This is a genomic window from Trichloromonas sp., from assembly GCF_041583255.1.
Lineage (GTDB): Bacteria > Desulfobacterota > Desulfuromonadia > Desulfuromonadales > Trichloromonadaceae > Trichloromonas.
Genome location: NZ_JBFHGD010000067.1, coordinates 1 through 14,568 on the forward strand (window position 1 = coordinate 1; position 14,568 = coordinate 14,568).

At 59.6% G+C, this 14,568-nt stretch carries 15 protein-coding genes; 6 read left to right on the plus strand and 9 right to left on the minus strand.

What is annotated here, in order from left to right; genetic code table 11:
- Nucleotides 1-293 (minus strand): TolC family protein (locus tag ABYV89_RS07275; protein ID WP_432822284.1); only part of this gene is annotated, 293 nt, incomplete at its 3' end.
- Nucleotides 294-348: 55 nt separating this feature from the next.
- Between ABYV89_RS07275 and ABYV89_RS07280 the strand changes: the two genes are divergently transcribed.
- From ABYV89_RS07280 to ABYV89_RS07290, 3 genes are read left to right on the plus strand one after another with little or no spacing between them, the layout of a single operon-like run.
- The gene (locus ABYV89_RS07280; protein WP_432822285.1) at nucleotides 349-900 is read left to right on the plus strand and encodes a hypothetical protein; all 552 of its coding nucleotides are present in this window, start codon (nucleotides 349-351) and stop codon (nucleotides 898-900) included.
- Complete coding sequence (locus tag ABYV89_RS07285) at nucleotides 803-2,233, plus strand: ATP-binding protein (RefSeq protein ID WP_432822286.1); 1,431 nt, start codon at nucleotides 803-805, stop codon at nucleotides 2,231-2,233. Before ABYV89_RS07280 ends, ABYV89_RS07285 begins: the two co-directional genes overlap by 98 nt.
- Nucleotides 2,234-2,245: 12 nt before the next feature.
- On the plus strand, nucleotides 2,246-2,917 hold the full coding sequence (locus ABYV89_RS07290) for a response regulator (protein ID WP_432822287.1): 672 nt from the start codon (nucleotides 2,246-2,248) through the stop codon (nucleotides 2,915-2,917).
- 52 nt (nucleotides 2,918-2,969) lie between these two features.
- Here the strand turns inward: ABYV89_RS07290 and ABYV89_RS07295 are convergent, their stop codons facing one another.
- The 5 genes from ABYV89_RS07295 to ABYV89_RS07315 all read right to left on the minus strand — a co-directional run bounded on the left by ABYV89_RS07295 (nucleotide 2,970) and on the right by ABYV89_RS07315 (nucleotide 6,366).
- On the minus strand, nucleotides 2,970-3,485 hold the full coding sequence (locus ABYV89_RS07295) for a thermonuclease family protein (protein WP_432822288.1): 516 nt from the start codon (nucleotides 3,483-3,485) through the stop codon (nucleotides 2,970-2,972).
- Nucleotides 3,482-3,907, minus strand: coding sequence for a hypothetical protein (locus tag ABYV89_RS07300; RefSeq protein WP_432822289.1), 426 nt, complete (start codon nucleotides 3,905-3,907; stop codon nucleotides 3,482-3,484). The genes ABYV89_RS07295 and ABYV89_RS07300 overlap by 4 nt, the downstream gene beginning before the upstream one ends.
- Nucleotides 3,908-3,940: 33 nt before the next feature.
- Entirely contained in the window at nucleotides 3,941-4,750 is an 810-nt protein-coding gene (larE, locus tag ABYV89_RS07305) for an ATP-dependent sacrificial sulfur transferase LarE (protein ID WP_432822290.1), read from the minus strand.
- 204 nt (nucleotides 4,751-4,954) lie between these two features.
- Complete coding sequence (gene cysK / locus ABYV89_RS07310) at nucleotides 4,955-5,875, minus strand: cysteine synthase A (protein ID WP_432822291.1); 921 nt, start codon at nucleotides 5,873-5,875, stop codon at nucleotides 4,955-4,957.
- A 23-nt stretch (nucleotides 5,876-5,898) separates the two neighbouring features.
- Nucleotides 5,899-6,366, minus strand: a complete 468-nt coding sequence (locus ABYV89_RS07315) for an RrF2 family transcriptional regulator (protein WP_432822292.1) — start codon at nucleotides 6,364-6,366, stop codon at nucleotides 5,899-5,901.
- A 217-nt stretch (nucleotides 6,367-6,583) separates the two neighbouring features.
- Here ABYV89_RS07315 and ABYV89_RS07320 point away from each other — a divergent pair, with 217 nt between their 5' ends.
- On the plus strand, nucleotides 6,584-7,072 hold the full coding sequence (locus ABYV89_RS07320; RefSeq protein WP_432822293.1) for an Hsp20/alpha crystallin family protein: 489 nt from the start codon (nucleotides 6,584-6,586) through the stop codon (nucleotides 7,070-7,072).
- A 97-nt stretch (nucleotides 7,073-7,169) separates the two neighbouring features.
- On the opposite strand, the gene ABYV89_RS07325 is transcribed toward ABYV89_RS07320, so the two are convergent.
- From ABYV89_RS07325 to ABYV89_RS07335, 3 genes are all read right to left on the minus strand, one after another.
- Nucleotides 7,170-8,510 carry an NAD-dependent malic enzyme gene (locus tag ABYV89_RS07325; protein WP_432822294.1) on the minus strand — a complete coding sequence of 447 codons (1,341 nt, stop codon included), beginning with the start codon at nucleotides 8,508-8,510 and terminating at the stop codon, nucleotides 7,170-7,172.
- Nucleotides 8,511-8,735: 225 nt separating this feature from the next.
- On the minus strand, nucleotides 8,736-10,004 hold the full coding sequence (locus ABYV89_RS07330) for a diaminopimelate decarboxylase (protein WP_432822295.1): 1,269 nt from the start codon (nucleotides 10,002-10,004) through the stop codon (nucleotides 8,736-8,738).
- Between the two features lie 110 nt (nucleotides 10,005-10,114).
- Nucleotides 10,115-10,594, minus strand: coding sequence for an Lrp/AsnC family transcriptional regulator (locus ABYV89_RS07335; protein ID WP_432822296.1), 480 nt, complete (start codon nucleotides 10,592-10,594; stop codon nucleotides 10,115-10,117).
- A gap of 368 nt (nucleotides 10,595-10,962) precedes the next feature.
- Here ABYV89_RS07335 and ABYV89_RS07340 point away from each other — a divergent pair, with 368 nt between their 5' ends.
- Nucleotides 10,963-13,500, plus strand: a complete 2,538-nt coding sequence (locus ABYV89_RS07340; RefSeq protein ID WP_432822297.1) for a two-component system response regulator — start codon at nucleotides 10,963-10,965, stop codon at nucleotides 13,498-13,500.
- 55 nt (nucleotides 13,501-13,555) lie between these two features.
- A partial coding sequence (locus tag ABYV89_RS07345) for a thiamine pyrophosphate-binding protein (protein WP_432822298.1) occupies nucleotides 13,556-14,568 on the plus strand: 1,013 nt, incomplete at its 3' end.

A 14,568-nucleotide genomic window follows, 5' to 3' on the forward strand; every position in this document is an offset into this window, starting at 1 on the left:
CCCCCCAATTCAAACTCGGCACTTTTGATCGCGGCGATGTCGGCAAATCCGTTGAACAGGTTAACCGATGAGGAAAGCTCGGTATTGATCGACGTAAAACTTCGATTTTCTGTCTGACTCGTGGTTTGTTCGAACGCCTTGTCGAAGCGCCTCGATCCGGTGGCGGCTATGGCAAGGTCCGGATAGAGGTTCGTTTGTTGCTGAGAAAGAGAAATCTCCGCACTCTCCACCGCATTCACTTGCTGAGACAAGCTTGGGCTCTTCTTCAATGCGATGCGCACCGCCTGTTCCATAGTAAGAACCTGCTCAGCCTGAATCTCGCAGTGTCCTTGGCTCGAGAGGGCCAAAATGATTAAAGTGAAAAGTGCTGCGGGGAAAGCTCGAAGACACATTGGCAAAGACCTCTATTTATTATTCATGGGTGCGGGCCGAGAGCTCCCTTATTCAGAACTTCCACTGGCACGGTTTGGTCGACTTAAGAACGTTGGGGGGCTTTGTGTAAAAGATAAACTTGAAATACGGAGGAAATATGGAATCAATAAGGAAGAAATATGGAGAGTGCGTTTTTCGCAGAGGCTGAAAGTCTTACGTAGAGAGGGAGTAACCGTGAAGGGATTTTTAAAAATGTATTCTCCGCAGAGGCAGCTTTCAGGTACGATAGCCATTGATTCCTTGGGCCATGAGTCAGCAGGGCTGTTAAATTATTTCAGAACTGCATATTTCGTCCACATTCGCACTATATGCTGTTGCTATCGACCGCAAAACACTGAAAACAAGATTGTGAATTCACTTAGAGGTCTTCGTGAAAATCCGAATCAAGCACAAACTGTTTTTCACCCTGCTGCTGACCAGCGTGGTCGTCGCTTCGGGCATGTTCTGGTTCATGCAATGGAGTTTTGATCGAGGTTTTCTCAACTACGTCAACAAGCAGGAACTGGCGCAACTGGAGCAGTTGGACCAGCTTGAAGAACGCCTGGCTAACAGCTATGCCGAGCACGGCAGCTGGCAGTTTCTGCGGCAAAACGACAACCTCTGGCGGCGACTGCACAGTGAAATTTTCACTGCCACACGCCGACCGGAGCGGACCCCTGAACGAGATCGCTTCGGCACTTCACCCCCCCCACCACCACCCGTAGATATGAGAGACATTGGTCCAAGGCTGGTCCTTTTCGACATAAATAAGCAGCGGATCATCGGGGGGCCCCCTGAGGTAAGAATCAATCTCAAACTGAAACCGTTGTCCCATCAGGATGAGGTCATCGGTTACATGGGACTGATTCCGGCCGAAGCACTGTCGGAGGCGGGCGATCTGCTCTTTCTCGAACAGCAGACCGAATCCTTTGCCCTGATGGCCTTGCTCATGGCGGCGCTATCGCTGCTGCTTGCGTTTCCGATTACCATCCATCTGTTGCGACCGATCAAGGAACTCACCGGGGGGACGAGCCAGCTGATTGCCGGACAGTTCAAGACCCGCATTCCGGTCACCACCCGGGATGAACTCGGCCAGCTTTCCGACGACTTCAACATGCTGGCCATCACCCTGGAAAAAAACGAAAAGGCCCGGCAACAATGGGTCGCCGATATTTCTCACGAATTGCGGACTCCGCTGGCGGTACTGCGCAGTGACATCGAAGCTCTGCAGGACGGAATCCGCCAGCCCAATCCACAAAACCTCGAGACGCTGCATGCCGAGGCCATGCACCTGGGACGGCTGGTCAACGACCTCTACGAACTCTCCATGTCGGATGTCGGTGCGCTCACCTATAAAAAGGTCACTGTGGACCCGGCCGGGATTTTAACGGGAACCATCGAACTCTTTGAGCCGCGGTTCGCCCAGAAAGGTCTCACCCTCACGACCGATTTCTCGACCTCCCCTTCCTGCTCGGTATTGGCCGATCCCGACCGATTGCAGCAACTGTTCTCCAATCTGCTGGAAAACAGCCTGCGATATACCGATACCCCGGGGCAGCTCGAGATCCGCATGGATGGCACTAAGACCCATGTCTCTTTCCACTTCCGGGATTCAGCGCCGGGAGTCTCTCCAGCACAATTGCCGAAGCTGTTCGATCGATTGTACCGGGGGGAGGAGTCGCGCAGCCGCGCCAAAGGCGGAGCCGGACTTGGCCTTGCCATCTGCAAAAATATCGTTGAAGCCCATCATGGAAAAATTGAAGCGAAGAGTTCTTCACTGGGCGGGATCGAGATCACGATCGAGCTCCCTCTGCGTTCATAAGGAGGCCCTGGGATGACATCGAAAATTCTGATCGTTGAGGATGAACAAAGACTGGCCGAAACGCACCGCGAATATCTGCAAAACGCTGGATATGAAACCGCATGGCTGGCCGACGGACTGACGGTCGTCCCCTGGGTCAGGGACAACGCACCGGACCTCATCCTGCTCGACCTGATGCTGCCGGGCAAGGATGGTCTGGATATCTGCAAGGAGATTCGGGCTTTCTCCCATGTGCCGATCATCATGGTCACCGCCCGCGCCGAAGAGATCGATCGGCTCATCGGCCTTGACCTGGGGGCCGACGATTACATCTGTAAACCGTTCAGCCCTCGCGAAGTGGTGGCGCGGGTCAAGACCGTTCTGCGCCGCAGTTCTCCGCAAGCGCCGCCGGGGGAGCAGATCCTGAACCTTGATGAGGAACGTTACCTGGCCACCGTGCAGGGGCAGAAACTCGACCTGACCGCGGTAGAGTTTCAGCTGCTGAGCATATTGGCCCAAAAGCCGGGGCGAATCTTTTCCCGCAACCAGTTGATGGATCGCCTTTACCCCGATCAGCGCGTCATCTGTGACCGGACCATCGACAGTCATATTAAAAATCTGCGTAAAAAAATCGCCGTTGTCGCTCCAGAACTGGAGCTGATCCACTCCATCTACGGGGTTGGATACAAATACGAGAACCCTTGAGCTGTTTTCAGGCGGGCCTCCTGGCGTTCAATAGGTCGATGCGAGGGACAGGTTATTTCTGCCAGACGCCAGCTCTCCGGTCGCGGGCGGCAGCCTCGGCCCGCAGAAAATCCTCTTTCAGTCTGAAATCAAAGCGCCGGTACACCACGGCGTAGCCCTTTTCGATCAGCAGTCGGTTGAGCAGGGTGCCGTCGGGAAGGTAGACGTAGGCCAGGGTGCGCCCGTGACGGTCCTGGCGGTTGCCGTCGAACTCCAGTCGCACCCGTTTCCCTTTGACCTCGGCGATGTTGAACTGCAGTGACTCTTTGGCCATGCGCCGCAGTACCTTGCTCGATACGCCCTGCTGCTGCAGATAGTGGTCACGCGACGAATCTTTCTTTTCGGGGGTGTCGATACCGAGCAGGCGCACCTTGCCGATGCCGTCGACCTTGAGGGTGTCGCCGTCGTAGATCCAGCTGACGGTTCCGGTAGGCCCTTGCTGGTCGGCCTCGGCGCAGCCGAGGGCCAGGGTGAAAAAGAGGGCGAGAAGCGCAGCGCGCAGCCAGGTTCGAAAGGGGGAGCGGCTCACCCGCGGCCCCAGAGTATGCGGGTGAAGACGCCGGTGAAAAAGCCCCAGATCAGGTTGTAGAAAATGACGAAGAGCGGGGTCAGGCTGCCGAGCCCGAGGCCGAGAAAGCCGTGGGGGGTGTGTTGGGGAAAGATGAAGAAGAGTTGGACGGCGGTCGGGAGCAGGCTGATCCACAGCCCCTTGCGGACCCAGTGGCGCCGCTGTCGCAGCGGGCGGATCGAGATGAAGTAGGCCAGCCCCCAGAGGCCGCCCCAGACCAGGCGCGGATAGAGCCAGGCCTTGCTGAGTTCGGGCGCCAGGGCCACCCCGGCCAGGGAGGTGATGCCCCAGGCCCCGCCGAGCCAGGCGGTCAGGCTGTTGAAGAGGGCGGCAATCAGGCCGGCGCAGAAGCAGACGGCAAGTAAGGCACTGGTTCGCTGCATGGTCCCTCCGTGCTGCTGATGTTGCACATTTTTTCAGGGGGTGGTTTCGTTCATGCTTCCCGTGCGGTAGCCCTGCAGGTCAAGGGCGACGTAGGTGAAGCCCGCCGCCTTGAACTCGCGAACGATTTCTTCCCGCATTCGTTCGTCAAGCAGGCGCGGAATCTCAGCCGGGGCCACCTCGATGCGGGCGGTTTCGCCGTGGTAGCGGACCCGGTAGTTGCGGAACTCCTTCTGCCGCAGCAGGGTTTCGCAACGGTCGATCTGGGTCAGCCGTTCGGCGGTGATCTCGGTGCCGTAGGGGAAGCGGCTTGAGAGGCAGGCGAAAGGTTGCTTGTCCCAGGTCGGCAGGCCGAGCTTGCGGCTGAGCTGGCGGATGTCGTCCTTGCTCAGGTCCGCCTCCATCAGCGGCGAGCGGACCTGGAGTTCGACGGCGGCTTCGCGGCCGGGACGAAAGTCGCCAAGGTCGTCGGTGTTGGAGCCGTCGAGGATGCAGGCGAAGCCGAGTTCAAGGGCCTTGTCGCGGCAGATGGAAAAGAGTTCTTTCTTGCAGTGGTAGCAGCGGCGGCGATCGTTGGCGGCGAAGCCGGGGATTTTCAGTTCGTCGCTCTCGACGACCAGCTGGCGGACGCCGAATTCGGTGGCGAGGGCGCAGCTCTGTTCGAACTCGTACTGCGGATAGGTCGGCGAGGTGGCGGTCAGGGCCAGCACCTGCTCGGTGCCGAGTTCATCGCAGGCCGCGCGCAGCAGAAAGGTGGAGTCAACGCCGCCGGAAAAGGCAACCACCACCGATCCCATCCCCCGCAGGGTTTCTTTGAGCTTTTGGTACTTTTCGTTCAGTTCCATGGTGACTCAGTCGTGTGAATAAGCCTAGAAAATCAGTTGGCCACAGAGACTCAGAGGCACAGAGTTTTTTTGTTAGTAAAAAACCAGATGTTAACCAAGGAGGTGAAGCTTTTTGCTTTCCCTTTCGGTTGAATCTGGAGATCCCAAAAACCTCAGTGGTCTTCTCTGTGTCTCCGTGCCTCTGTGGCGATAATTAGGTGTCAATCAGTCGTAAATGCCCGTCGACAGGTAGCGTTCGCCCGTGTCGCAGAGGATCGTCACGACGTTCTGTCCCGGCTTGAAACGGCGGGCGGCCTGCAGCGCGGCGAAGACGTTCGCCCCGGCCGAGATGCCGACGAACAGCCCTTCGGTGCGGGCCAGCTTGCGGGCCGTGGCGATGGCGTCGTCGTTGCTGACGGTGATCACTTCCTGGTAGATGCCGGTGTCGAGCACGTCGGGGACGAACCCCGCGCCGATCCCCTGGATCTTGTGGGGGCCGGGATCGCCTCCGGAAAGGATCGGCGAGTCGGCCGGTTCGACCGCGGCAATAAATATCTCGGGGTTGTGGGCCCGCAGTACGCGGCCGACCCCGGTGATGGTGCCGCCGGTGCCGACCCCGGTGACAAAAGCGTCGATGCTGCCGCCCAGGGCGGCGACGATTTCCGGGCCGGTAGTCTCTTCATGAATCCGGGGATTCGCCGGATTTTTGAACTGCTGCGGCATGAACCCCTTTTTCGCCGTGACGAGTTCTTCGGCCTTGTCGATGGCGCCGCGCATCCCCTGGGCGCCGGGGGTGAGCACCAGTTCTGCACCGTAGGCCCCGAGCAGCCGGCGGCGCTCCATGCTCATGGTGTCTGGCATGGTCAGGATCAGCTTGTAGCCTTTGATGGCACAGACTAGCGACAGGCCGATGCCGGTATTGCCGCTGGTCGGCTCGACAATGGTTGCCCCCGGTTTGAGCCGGCCTTCCTGCTCGGCTTGCTCGATCATGGCCAGGGCGATGCGATCTTTGACGCTGCCGCCGGGATTGGCCGATTCGAGCTTGCCCCAGACTGCGGCACCGGCCGGGTCGCTCAGGCGTGAAAGCCTGACCAGGGGGGTCTGGCCGATTTGCCCCAGGGGGGAGTTGCTGATGGACGTAGGCATGAGACTCTCCGTGGGAAGGGGGGTCAGATATAGTACATGAAGCGGTGGTCGAGCTCTTTTTCGAGGCCCAGTTCCTTGCCCTGGTCGCAGAGATCCCTGAGCGTCACCGAGTCGAAGTACTCGGTCAGCTTGCGGGTCGCCTCGGCCCAGACCTTTTGGGTGACGCAGCGGCTGTCGAAATCGCACTTGTCCTTTTCGGGGGCGTCTTCGCGTGTGCAGGAGACCAGGGCCAGTTCGCCTTCGGCGGCCAGCAGAACCTGCTTGACGGTAATTTCCTCAGGTTTCTTGGCCAGAAAATAGCCGCCCTGGGGACCGCGCCGGCTTTTGATCAGGCCGGCTTTTTTCAGGTCCTGAAAAATTTGCTCGAGGTAGCGGGGAGAAATGTCCTGGCGGCGGGAGATGTCCTTGATCTGGGTCGGCAGGTTGCCTGAATGATAGGCCATGTCGAACAGGGCGCGCAGCCCGTAACGGCTTTTAGTCGAAAACTTCATGGATATTTTCCTCCAAATGATTGTTGTTAAGAGTTTTATTTAACTCTAGCGATTGTGTCAAGAATTAATTTGATCCGGAGGGGGCTGCCCTGCTGATGCGGAGGGTTCAATCTTTTGCATCTTTCTGCGCTTGACATGGTCAAGGACTGCCGTAAATGTTTAGTAGAGATTGTGGCAATGCGACAGGACAGAGCTAAGGTGAAGGAGGTGAGCCATTATGTTGCCAAGTCGATGGGATCCGTTCAGGGATCTGAGCAAGGAATTGAGTCAACTGCACCGGGAAATGGACGACATGTTCCGCAGGACCTTCGGGCTGAACCGGGAGGTGGCTCTTGAGAGCGGCGGGCTGGGTGTGCCGATGGTCAATACCTACGTCAAGGACCACAAATTCTATGTCGAAGTCGAAGTCCCCGGGGTCAGCAGGGAGCAGCTGGATGTCAGCGTTGACGGCAATATGCTGACTATCAGCGGTGCGCGCAAGTCGTCCCGGGAAGTCAAGGAGCACGAGTATCTCATGCGGGAGGCGCATTACGGGTCGTTCCGGCGGCGGTTGATGCTGCCGGAAGGCGTAAATGCCGAAATGATCCAGGCCAGCTGCCGAAACGGCGTACTTGAGATCAGCATGCCGATGGAGAAAAAGGCTGTTGGCGGCCGCAAGATTGCGATCGAGGGAGGCGAGGGAGAAGAACCAAGGGAAATTCATTGAGCTGAGGGCGGCCACCCGGGGGGGGCGGCGCCCCGTGGTCTGCTTGGGAGACTGATGCAATCAGGGCCGGAGGATGCTTCCTCCGGCCCTGCCGGTTTCATTCCCAGGGCTTGATCACGCCCGACTCGAGAGCCGCCCGCTCGACCGCCTCGGCGACCTTCTGGTGGACTTCGTTGTGCAGGATGGAAGGGACCAGTTCGCCTTCTTCGGCGCAGGCCGCGATGGCCTTGGCGGCGGCGATCTTCATCTTGTTGTTGATGACCCGGGCCCGTACGTTGAGGGCTCCGCGGAAGATGCCGGGGAACCCGAGCGCGTTGTTGACGCTCTTGCCGTCGGCGGCGAACGAGGCGCCGGCTTCGCGGGCCTCCTCGGGGGTGATTTCGGGGTTGGGGTTGGACAGGGCGAGAATCACCTGGCCCTTCTTTACCATGGCCGGCTTGATCAGCTTGGGGCAGCCGGTGGTGGCAATGACGATGTTGGCCCCGTCCATGACCTCCTGCAGGGTGCCGGTTTCGCCGCCAGCGGCCGCCAGCCGTTCGCAGGCGGCCTGGTTGAGGTCGGTGCCGATGACTTTTTTTACCCCGTACGACAGCAGCAGCTTGGAAATCCCCATCCCCGCCGCGCCGAGGCCGATGACGCCGATGGCCGATTTGCTCAGCATCAGTCCGGAAAACTTGGTGGAGTTGAGCAGGGCGGCCAGCACCACCACGGCAGTGCCGTGCTGGTCGTCGTGCATGACCGGGATGTCGAGGGTCGCGTCGAGCGCGTCCTCGATCTCGAAGCACTCGGGGGCGGCGATGTCCTCCAGTTTGATGGCGCCGAAGGTCGGGGCGATGTTTTTCACCGTTTCGATGATCACCGCCGGGTCCTTGCTCGAAATCAGGATCGGGATGCCGCTGACCCCGACCAGGCGGTCGAACAGGGCTGCCTTGCCTTCCATCACCGGCATTCCCGCCACTGCGCCGATATCGCCGAGGCCGAGGATCGCCGTGCCGTTGGTGACGATCGCCACCTGGTTGGGGATGGCGGTGTATTTGTACGCCAGTTCCGGTTTTTTGAAAATATCCCGGCAGATAGTGGCCACCCCGGGGGTGTATATCTTGCGGATATCGCTGATGCTGTTGAGGGGGAGCTTTCCCCTCATGGCGATCTTGCCCCCTTCGTGCAGCTGGTGCACCAGGTCGATGACATCCTCGACGATGATCCCCTCAACCTTGGCCAGGTTGTCGAGAATCCCCTCCATCTGTTCTTCCGAGTCGACGTAGATGGTCATTTCCCGGGTATTATGGGTCAGCCCCATGCGGGTCAGGCGGATGTCGCCGATGCTGCTTCCCTGCATGCCGATGGCCGAGGTCAGCTTGCCGAGGTAGCCCGGCTTGTCGAGAATCATGACCCGCAGGGTTTTGGCGATTTTGCCGGAGCCTTTTTCGATTTCCATGATGTCGATCTCCCGGGGAGGGGTTGCGTTCAGGCCCTGTTCAGTCGGTCCGAAGATAAGGGGACGCAGGCGTTTTGTGCGCATGATAGGCGGCAGAAAAAGGCCGGTCAATCAAAATCGGGGGATTTGTTGGCCGGCGCCAACGTTTCCTGGCTGTAGCGGGGAGGGAGAAAAAACAGCGGGCCGGGGTGAGCTCCGGCCCGCTGCTTCGTGAGCGGGGAGGGATCAGTTCCGGCCGGGACGGAACTGGTCGGGAGTGAAGTTGTAGGTAGCAAAGTAGTCTTCCACCGTTTCGGCCCGGCGGATCAGTTCGACGCTGCCGTCTTCACGCAGCAGCAGCTCTTTCGGGCGCAGGCGGCCGTTGTACTGAAAGCCCATGGCGTGACCGTGGGCGCCGCTGTCGTGGATGACCAGGGTGTCGCCGTCGGCGATCGGCGGCAGCTCCCGCTCGATGGCGAACTTGTCGTTGTTCTCGCACAGCGAGCCGACCACGTCGTAGGTTTCGGTCTTCGGCTGGTTTTCCTTGCCGATTACGTCGATGTGGTGATAGGAGCCGTACAGGGCGGGGCGCATCAGCGACGACATGCAGGCGTCGACGCCGATGTATTTGCGGTAGGTGTCCTTGGCGTTGATGGCGGTGGTCACCAGGGCACCGTGCGGGCCGGTCATGAAGCGGCCGCTTTCCATGTACATGCGCGGGGCGTAGCCGTGCCTGGTCTTGAAGGCGTCGAACTGTTCGGTGATTTCCTTGGCCATCGCCGAGATGTTCAGCGGCTGCTGCTCGGGCTTGTAGGGAATGCCGAAGCCGCCGCCGATGTTGACGAATTCAAAGCGGATGCCGAGTTCCTTCTCCACCAGTTCGGCGATCTCGAGGACCATGCGGGCGGTTTCCACCATGTAGGTGTAGTCGAGCTCGTTGGAGGCGACCATGGTATGCAGGCCGAAGCGCTTGGCGCCGCGGGCGCGGGCCCGGCGGTAGGCTTCGACCACCTGCTCATGGGTGACGCCGTACTTGGCCTCGACCGGGTTGCCGATGATCACGTTGCCGGTGCGGCGCGGGCCGGGATTGTAGCGGAAGCAGATCAGCTCGGGAAAGTTGGGCACCTTGTCGATCAGGCTGATGTCGTCGAGGTTGAGGATGCAGCCGCCATCCTGTTCGGCGAAGAGAAATTCTTCGTGGCTGGTGTTGTTGGAGGTGAACATGATTTCTTCAAGGCCGGCTCCGAGCTGACGGCTGAGAATCAGTTCGGGGATCGAGCTGCAGTCGAAGCCGAAGCCCATCTCTTTCATCAGCTGCAGGATGCGCCGGTTGGGCAGAGCCTTGACGGCGTAGTATTCACGAAAGCCGTCGATGCCGGCAAAGGCTTGCTTGAGCTGCGCGCCGGTTGCGCGGATCCCCGCTTCATCGTAAATATGGAAAGGCGTACCGTAGTGGGCTGCGATTTCCTTGGCCACAGGGAACAGGCGGGATTTGAATGATTCTGACATCGGCATGCGGTACACCTCCGGGTTTGGTTTCGTTTTTCATCTATTTATTACTGCGGTTATTATTGGCTTGCCCTGACTGGTCGGCTGGGCTATTAATGTATAACGGTGTTATAAAATCAGTCATGCGCCGGCGGATTCAGGTTGACCCGCCGGGTTTCCTTGAGGGACGAGAGGACGATCTGGGTCCGGGTTGTGCGAACGCCTTCGATGGTGGCGATTTCGTTCCTGAGGATGCGCCCGAGGGTTTCCGTGTCGGCAACGCGCAATTTTAGCAGATATCCGTCTTCGCCCGCAACCTGATGAATTTCCTGGACGCCGGAAATGTCGGCCAGGCGGTCGGCCAGAGTGTCGTTGCTGGCGCAGTTTGCCTCGATAAAGACAAAGGCGGACAATTTTTGGCCGAAGTGCTCAGGATTAAGGCGAACCTCGTAGCCAGAGATGATCCCCTGGTTTTCCAGCTTGCGGATTCTCTCCAGAACGGCTGATGGGGCCATGCCGACCTGGCGGGCGATTTCGGCGTTGGGGATCCGGGCCTTGACTTGAAGGATCTCCAGTATCTGCAGGTCTGTTTCGTCGATCGTTCTTTTGATGTCCATAATTTTGGAATTTTATTCTCCGCATCGACTCATGTCAAGAATTTTGAACATATGCAGGTTTTGCTGATTGTTCGGCGGTCGATGTTGATTAAGGTGCCGGCTTGAAAAAATAAACCAGTTGTTTCCTGATGGTGTGTTGCAGGTTTAAAGGGCGTAAATATTGCAAGCCTGCTTTCATTTTATTCTCTTATGGTATGTGTGGTTTCAGGGGGCTCTATTTATGCTGCCCTGAGCAGTGAAGAGGCGGGGCGCTGATCGTCATTTGACGATTTGTGCAGCGATTATCGAGTGAATTCCACTGATGGGGTTCTCTTTTTGACGACGAGCGGGTCATTTTTTTGATCGCCCGTTTCAGGAGCTTGCTAAGGATGGAGTCAGAAGTACATATCCTCCTGGTCAACAACGATTCGGACGCCCGTCAGACGCTGAGAAACACCCTCGTTCAAGCCGGCTATGAGCGCATCACCGAAGCGGATAACGGTCGGGCCGCGGTTTCGGTACTGCGGAACGAACCGATTGACCTGCTGGTGACCGATGTCGACATTGCCCCCCTCGATGGCTGGCGGCTGGGGCGCATGGTCCGTTCCGGCATCTTCCGCTGCCGCAGTTCCATCCCCCTGATCATCGTGGCGACGACCTGGTGCGAACGCATTGCCGAAACCACGGCCCGCGAATTCGGCATCAACGCCGTGATCCCTTTTGAAAAACATGACCAGCTTCCCGTCGCGGTCGCCGAATGCATGGCCGCCCCGCTCAAGGTCGCCCAGAAACCGAGGCTGCTGGTGGTGGAAGACTGCGAGGACACGGCCCAGCTGGCCGAGCGGATTCTGCGCCCCCGCTTCGAGGTGGAAATCGCCGCCGACGGCCAGGCCGGGCTGGACGCATGGATGTGCCGCCGCCACGACCTGGTGCTGCTCGATGTCATGCTGCCGCAGCTCTCGGGCAAGCAGGTGCTGCAGCGCATCCTGCGGGAGAACCCCAGCCAGCCGGTGGTGATCATGACCGCGCACAGCACCATGGATCTGGCCGAAGAGATGATGTTGGACGGGGCCGCCGATTTCATTGCCAAGCCCTTCATGGCCGATCCCCTGCGTCGGGTCACCGAGATCGCCGCCCGCCGGGAAGACTACATGGTCAGCAACAGCCAGTTCGCCGCCCGGGTCAAATCCCTGCGGGAAAGCCGCGAGGCCTATCGGGAAGTCTCCCTGGCGCACCAGCATCTGCTCGACAGCTTGAGTACCGTTGTCCTTGAACTCGATTCGGACGGCCGGCTGCGGTTTCTCAACCGGGCCTGGGAAAAGCTGACCGGTTATTCCGGTGACCAGTCGCTCGGGCGCAAATTGAGTGATTTCAGGGACGAAGGGCATGATGCCGACTGGCAGATTTACCAGAACCGGCTGCGCGCGCTGCTCTCGGGCGCTCTCAAGGACTGTGCCCTGGAATTGCCCCTGAAAAATTGCCAGGGGGAGCCCATCTGGGTTGAATGCCGCCTGGACAGCATGAGCAATGCTTCTGGCAGTCGCTCGGTTTCAGGGTGCCTGGATAATGTCACCAAGCGCAAGAAAGCCATGGCCGAGCTTGAACACCTGGCCATGCACGACACCCTGACCGGGCTGTTCAACCGCCATTATTTTACCCACACGCTGAAGCAGATGGCGGCCCTCAGCGCCCGCGGGCGCGGCAACCATGCCCTGCTGTATATCGATCTCGATCATTTCAAGGTGGTCAACGACAGTTTCGGTCACTACCACGGTGACGTGGTCCTCAAGCAGATCGCTGAACTCATGTTGAAGCGACTGCGCCGGTCGGATGTGCTCTGCCGTCTCGGCGGCGACGAATATGCCGCGTTGCTGGCCAACACCGACCTGGTTCAGGCCCTGGAGATCGCCGGCGAATTCCGCGAAACCATCCAGGGGCTGCAGTGCCGCGTCGAGGGGCAGGTGGCTGAAGTCAGCTGCAGCATCGGCATCAGCGAGATCAACGGCCAGGCCGCCCGTACCGAAGACTACTTGAAGCAGGCGGATATCGCTCTGTATGTGGCCAAGGGGCGGGGGCGCAACCGGGTTCACGTTTACGATCCCGAAGACCGCGAAAGCGAGGAACTGCGCCGTAACCTGGACTGGGTCCGCCGGGTGCGCAAGGCGATATCCAGCGATTGCCTGAAATTCCATTTTCAGCCGGTTCTGCATATCGCCAGCGGTGAGATCAGCCATTACGAGGCACTGGTTCGACTCGACCTGCCCGACCACGGCGAGGTGCTCCCCAAAACGTTCATCCCGGCCCTCGAGAAGTCCGGTGAAATGCATATGATCGATCACTGGGTCATCCGCAATGCCATCAGCCTGCTGGGGCAGTATCCCGGACTCAAAAGGCTGGCGATCAACCTGTCGGCCCATGCCTTCGGCGATGAAGGGATCATGCCGCTGGTCGAAGACCTGCTGCGCAAGGAAAATGTCGATCCCGGCCGGATCATTTTCGAGTTGACCGAGAGTGCCAGCCTGACCAACGTATCGGCGACCCAGAAAATGATTGCCCGCCTGCAGGAGATCGGCTGCCGTTTCGCGGTCGACGATTTCGGCACCGGTTTCAGCACCTTCAGTTACCTGAAGCAGTTCCCGGCCAACAGCATCAAGGTCGACGGTTCCTTCATCCGCGACCTGGGCAACGACCCGGTGAACCTGGCGCTGGTTCGATCCATCCACGAAGTCGCCCGCACCCTCGGCAAGGAGACTGTCGCCGAGTTTGTCGAAAATGAAACCGATCTTCACGTGCTGCGCGAAATGGGGATCGATTTTGCCCAGGGTTATCACATCGGCCGACCGGGCCCGATCGACTCCTGGGATTTTTCATTGACTGAGGATTCCAGGCAGCCTGTGGTCTCAGGCCGCTGTTCTGACCTGTGTTGATCGTTTTGTCTGTTGCTGCTCGTTATGCTTGTGAAATGAACAGGAGTGAAGAGCCATGTCTATCGCCCTGAAGGGCCGCCCCGCTGGAATTCCCGTCGAAGAGATCTGCCAGGCTCCGGAACTTGGAGACCTGATCATCGGCTACCTCGAACAGATGGGGGTTGACTACATCTTCGGTGTTCCCGGCGGCGCCATCGAGCCGCTGTACAACGCCCTGGCCCGCAGCGTCCGCCGCGGCGGCCCCCGCCCGGTGGTGGCCCGCCACGAAGCCGGCGCGGCCTTCATGGCCGACGGCTATGCCCGCGAAACCGGCAAGCTCGGCGTCTGCTGCTCGACCACCGGCCCCGGGGCGACCAACCTGATTACCGGGGTCGCCTCGGCCTATGCCGACAGCGTGCCGATGCTGGTGATCACCGCGCAGACCGCGCTCCCCCAGTTCGGCAAGCGGGCCCTGCAGGATTCTTCCTGCACCGCCGTCGATACGGTCGGCATGTTCCGCCACTGCACCCGTTACAACACCCTGGTTTCCCACCGCGGGCAACTCGAAGGCAAGCTGGTCGCCGCCATCATGGCGGCCCATCGCGGCAGCGGCCCCGCTCACATCAGCATTCCGTCCGACGTGCTGCGTGCGCCACGGCGCCTGCGGGGCGGGGCCGACCACCCGGTGGCCACCCCGGAAACCCTGCAGCACCGGTATGCGCTGGTCGACCTGGCGGCCCTGGAAAAGCTGCGGCTGGAAGTTGAGCAGGCCAACAAGGTGGTGATCCTGGTCGGCAACGGCAGCGGCGACGCCATCCCCGAAATCATGGCCTTTGCCGAAACGGTCAACGCGGCGGTGATCACCGGTCCCCAGGGCAAGGGGTGGATCAACCCCTATCACCCGCTCTACCGGGGAGTGTACGGGTTCGCCGGACACGAAAGCGCCCGCCAGGCCCTGTTTGACGAGGACGTCGACCTGGTGCTGGCAGTCAATACCAAGCTCGGCGAGACGATCCTCTGTGGCGGCGACGAAAACCGGCTGCTCAATGACAAGCTGGTTCACATCGATGTCGTCGCCGAACATTTCAC

Bases quoted from the DNA above. Each gene is read 5' to 3' on its own strand.
- ABYV89_RS07280 (WP_432822285.1), top strand. From the start codon at position 349: ATGATTAAAGTGAAAAGTGCTGCGGGGAAAGCTCGAAGACACATTGGC.
- ABYV89_RS07290 (WP_432822287.1), top strand. From the start codon at position 2,246: ATGACATCGAAAATTCTGATCGTTGAGGATGAACAAAGACTGGCCGAA.
- ABYV89_RS07300 (WP_432822289.1), bottom strand. From the start codon at position 3,907: ATGCAGCGAACCAGTGCCTTACTTGCCGTCTGCTTCTGCGCCGGCCTG.
- larE (WP_432822290.1), bottom strand. From the start codon at position 4,750: ATGGAACTGAACGAAAAGTACCAAAAGCTCAAAGAAACCCTGCGGGGG.
- cysK (WP_432822291.1), bottom strand. From the start codon at position 5,875: ATGCCTACGTCCATCAGCAACTCCCCCCTGGGGCAAATCGGCCAGACC.
- ABYV89_RS07315 (WP_432822292.1), bottom strand. From the start codon at position 6,366: ATGAAGTTTTCGACTAAAAGCCGTTACGGGCTGCGCGCCCTGTTCGAC.
- ABYV89_RS07320 (WP_432822293.1), top strand. From the start codon at position 6,584: ATGTTGCCAAGTCGATGGGATCCGTTCAGGGATCTGAGCAAGGAATTG.
- ABYV89_RS07325 (WP_432822294.1), bottom strand. From the start codon at position 8,510: ATGGAAATCGAAAAAGGCTCCGGCAAAATCGCCAAAACCCTGCGGGTC.
- ABYV89_RS07330 (WP_432822295.1), bottom strand. From the start codon at position 10,004: ATGCCGATGTCAGAATCATTCAAATCCCGCCTGTTCCCTGTGGCCAAG.
- ABYV89_RS07335 (WP_432822296.1), bottom strand. From the start codon at position 10,594: ATGGACATCAAAAGAACGATCGACGAAACAGACCTGCAGATACTGGAG.
- ABYV89_RS07340 (WP_432822297.1), top strand. From the start codon at position 10,963: ATGGAGTCAGAAGTACATATCCTCCTGGTCAACAACGATTCGGACGCC.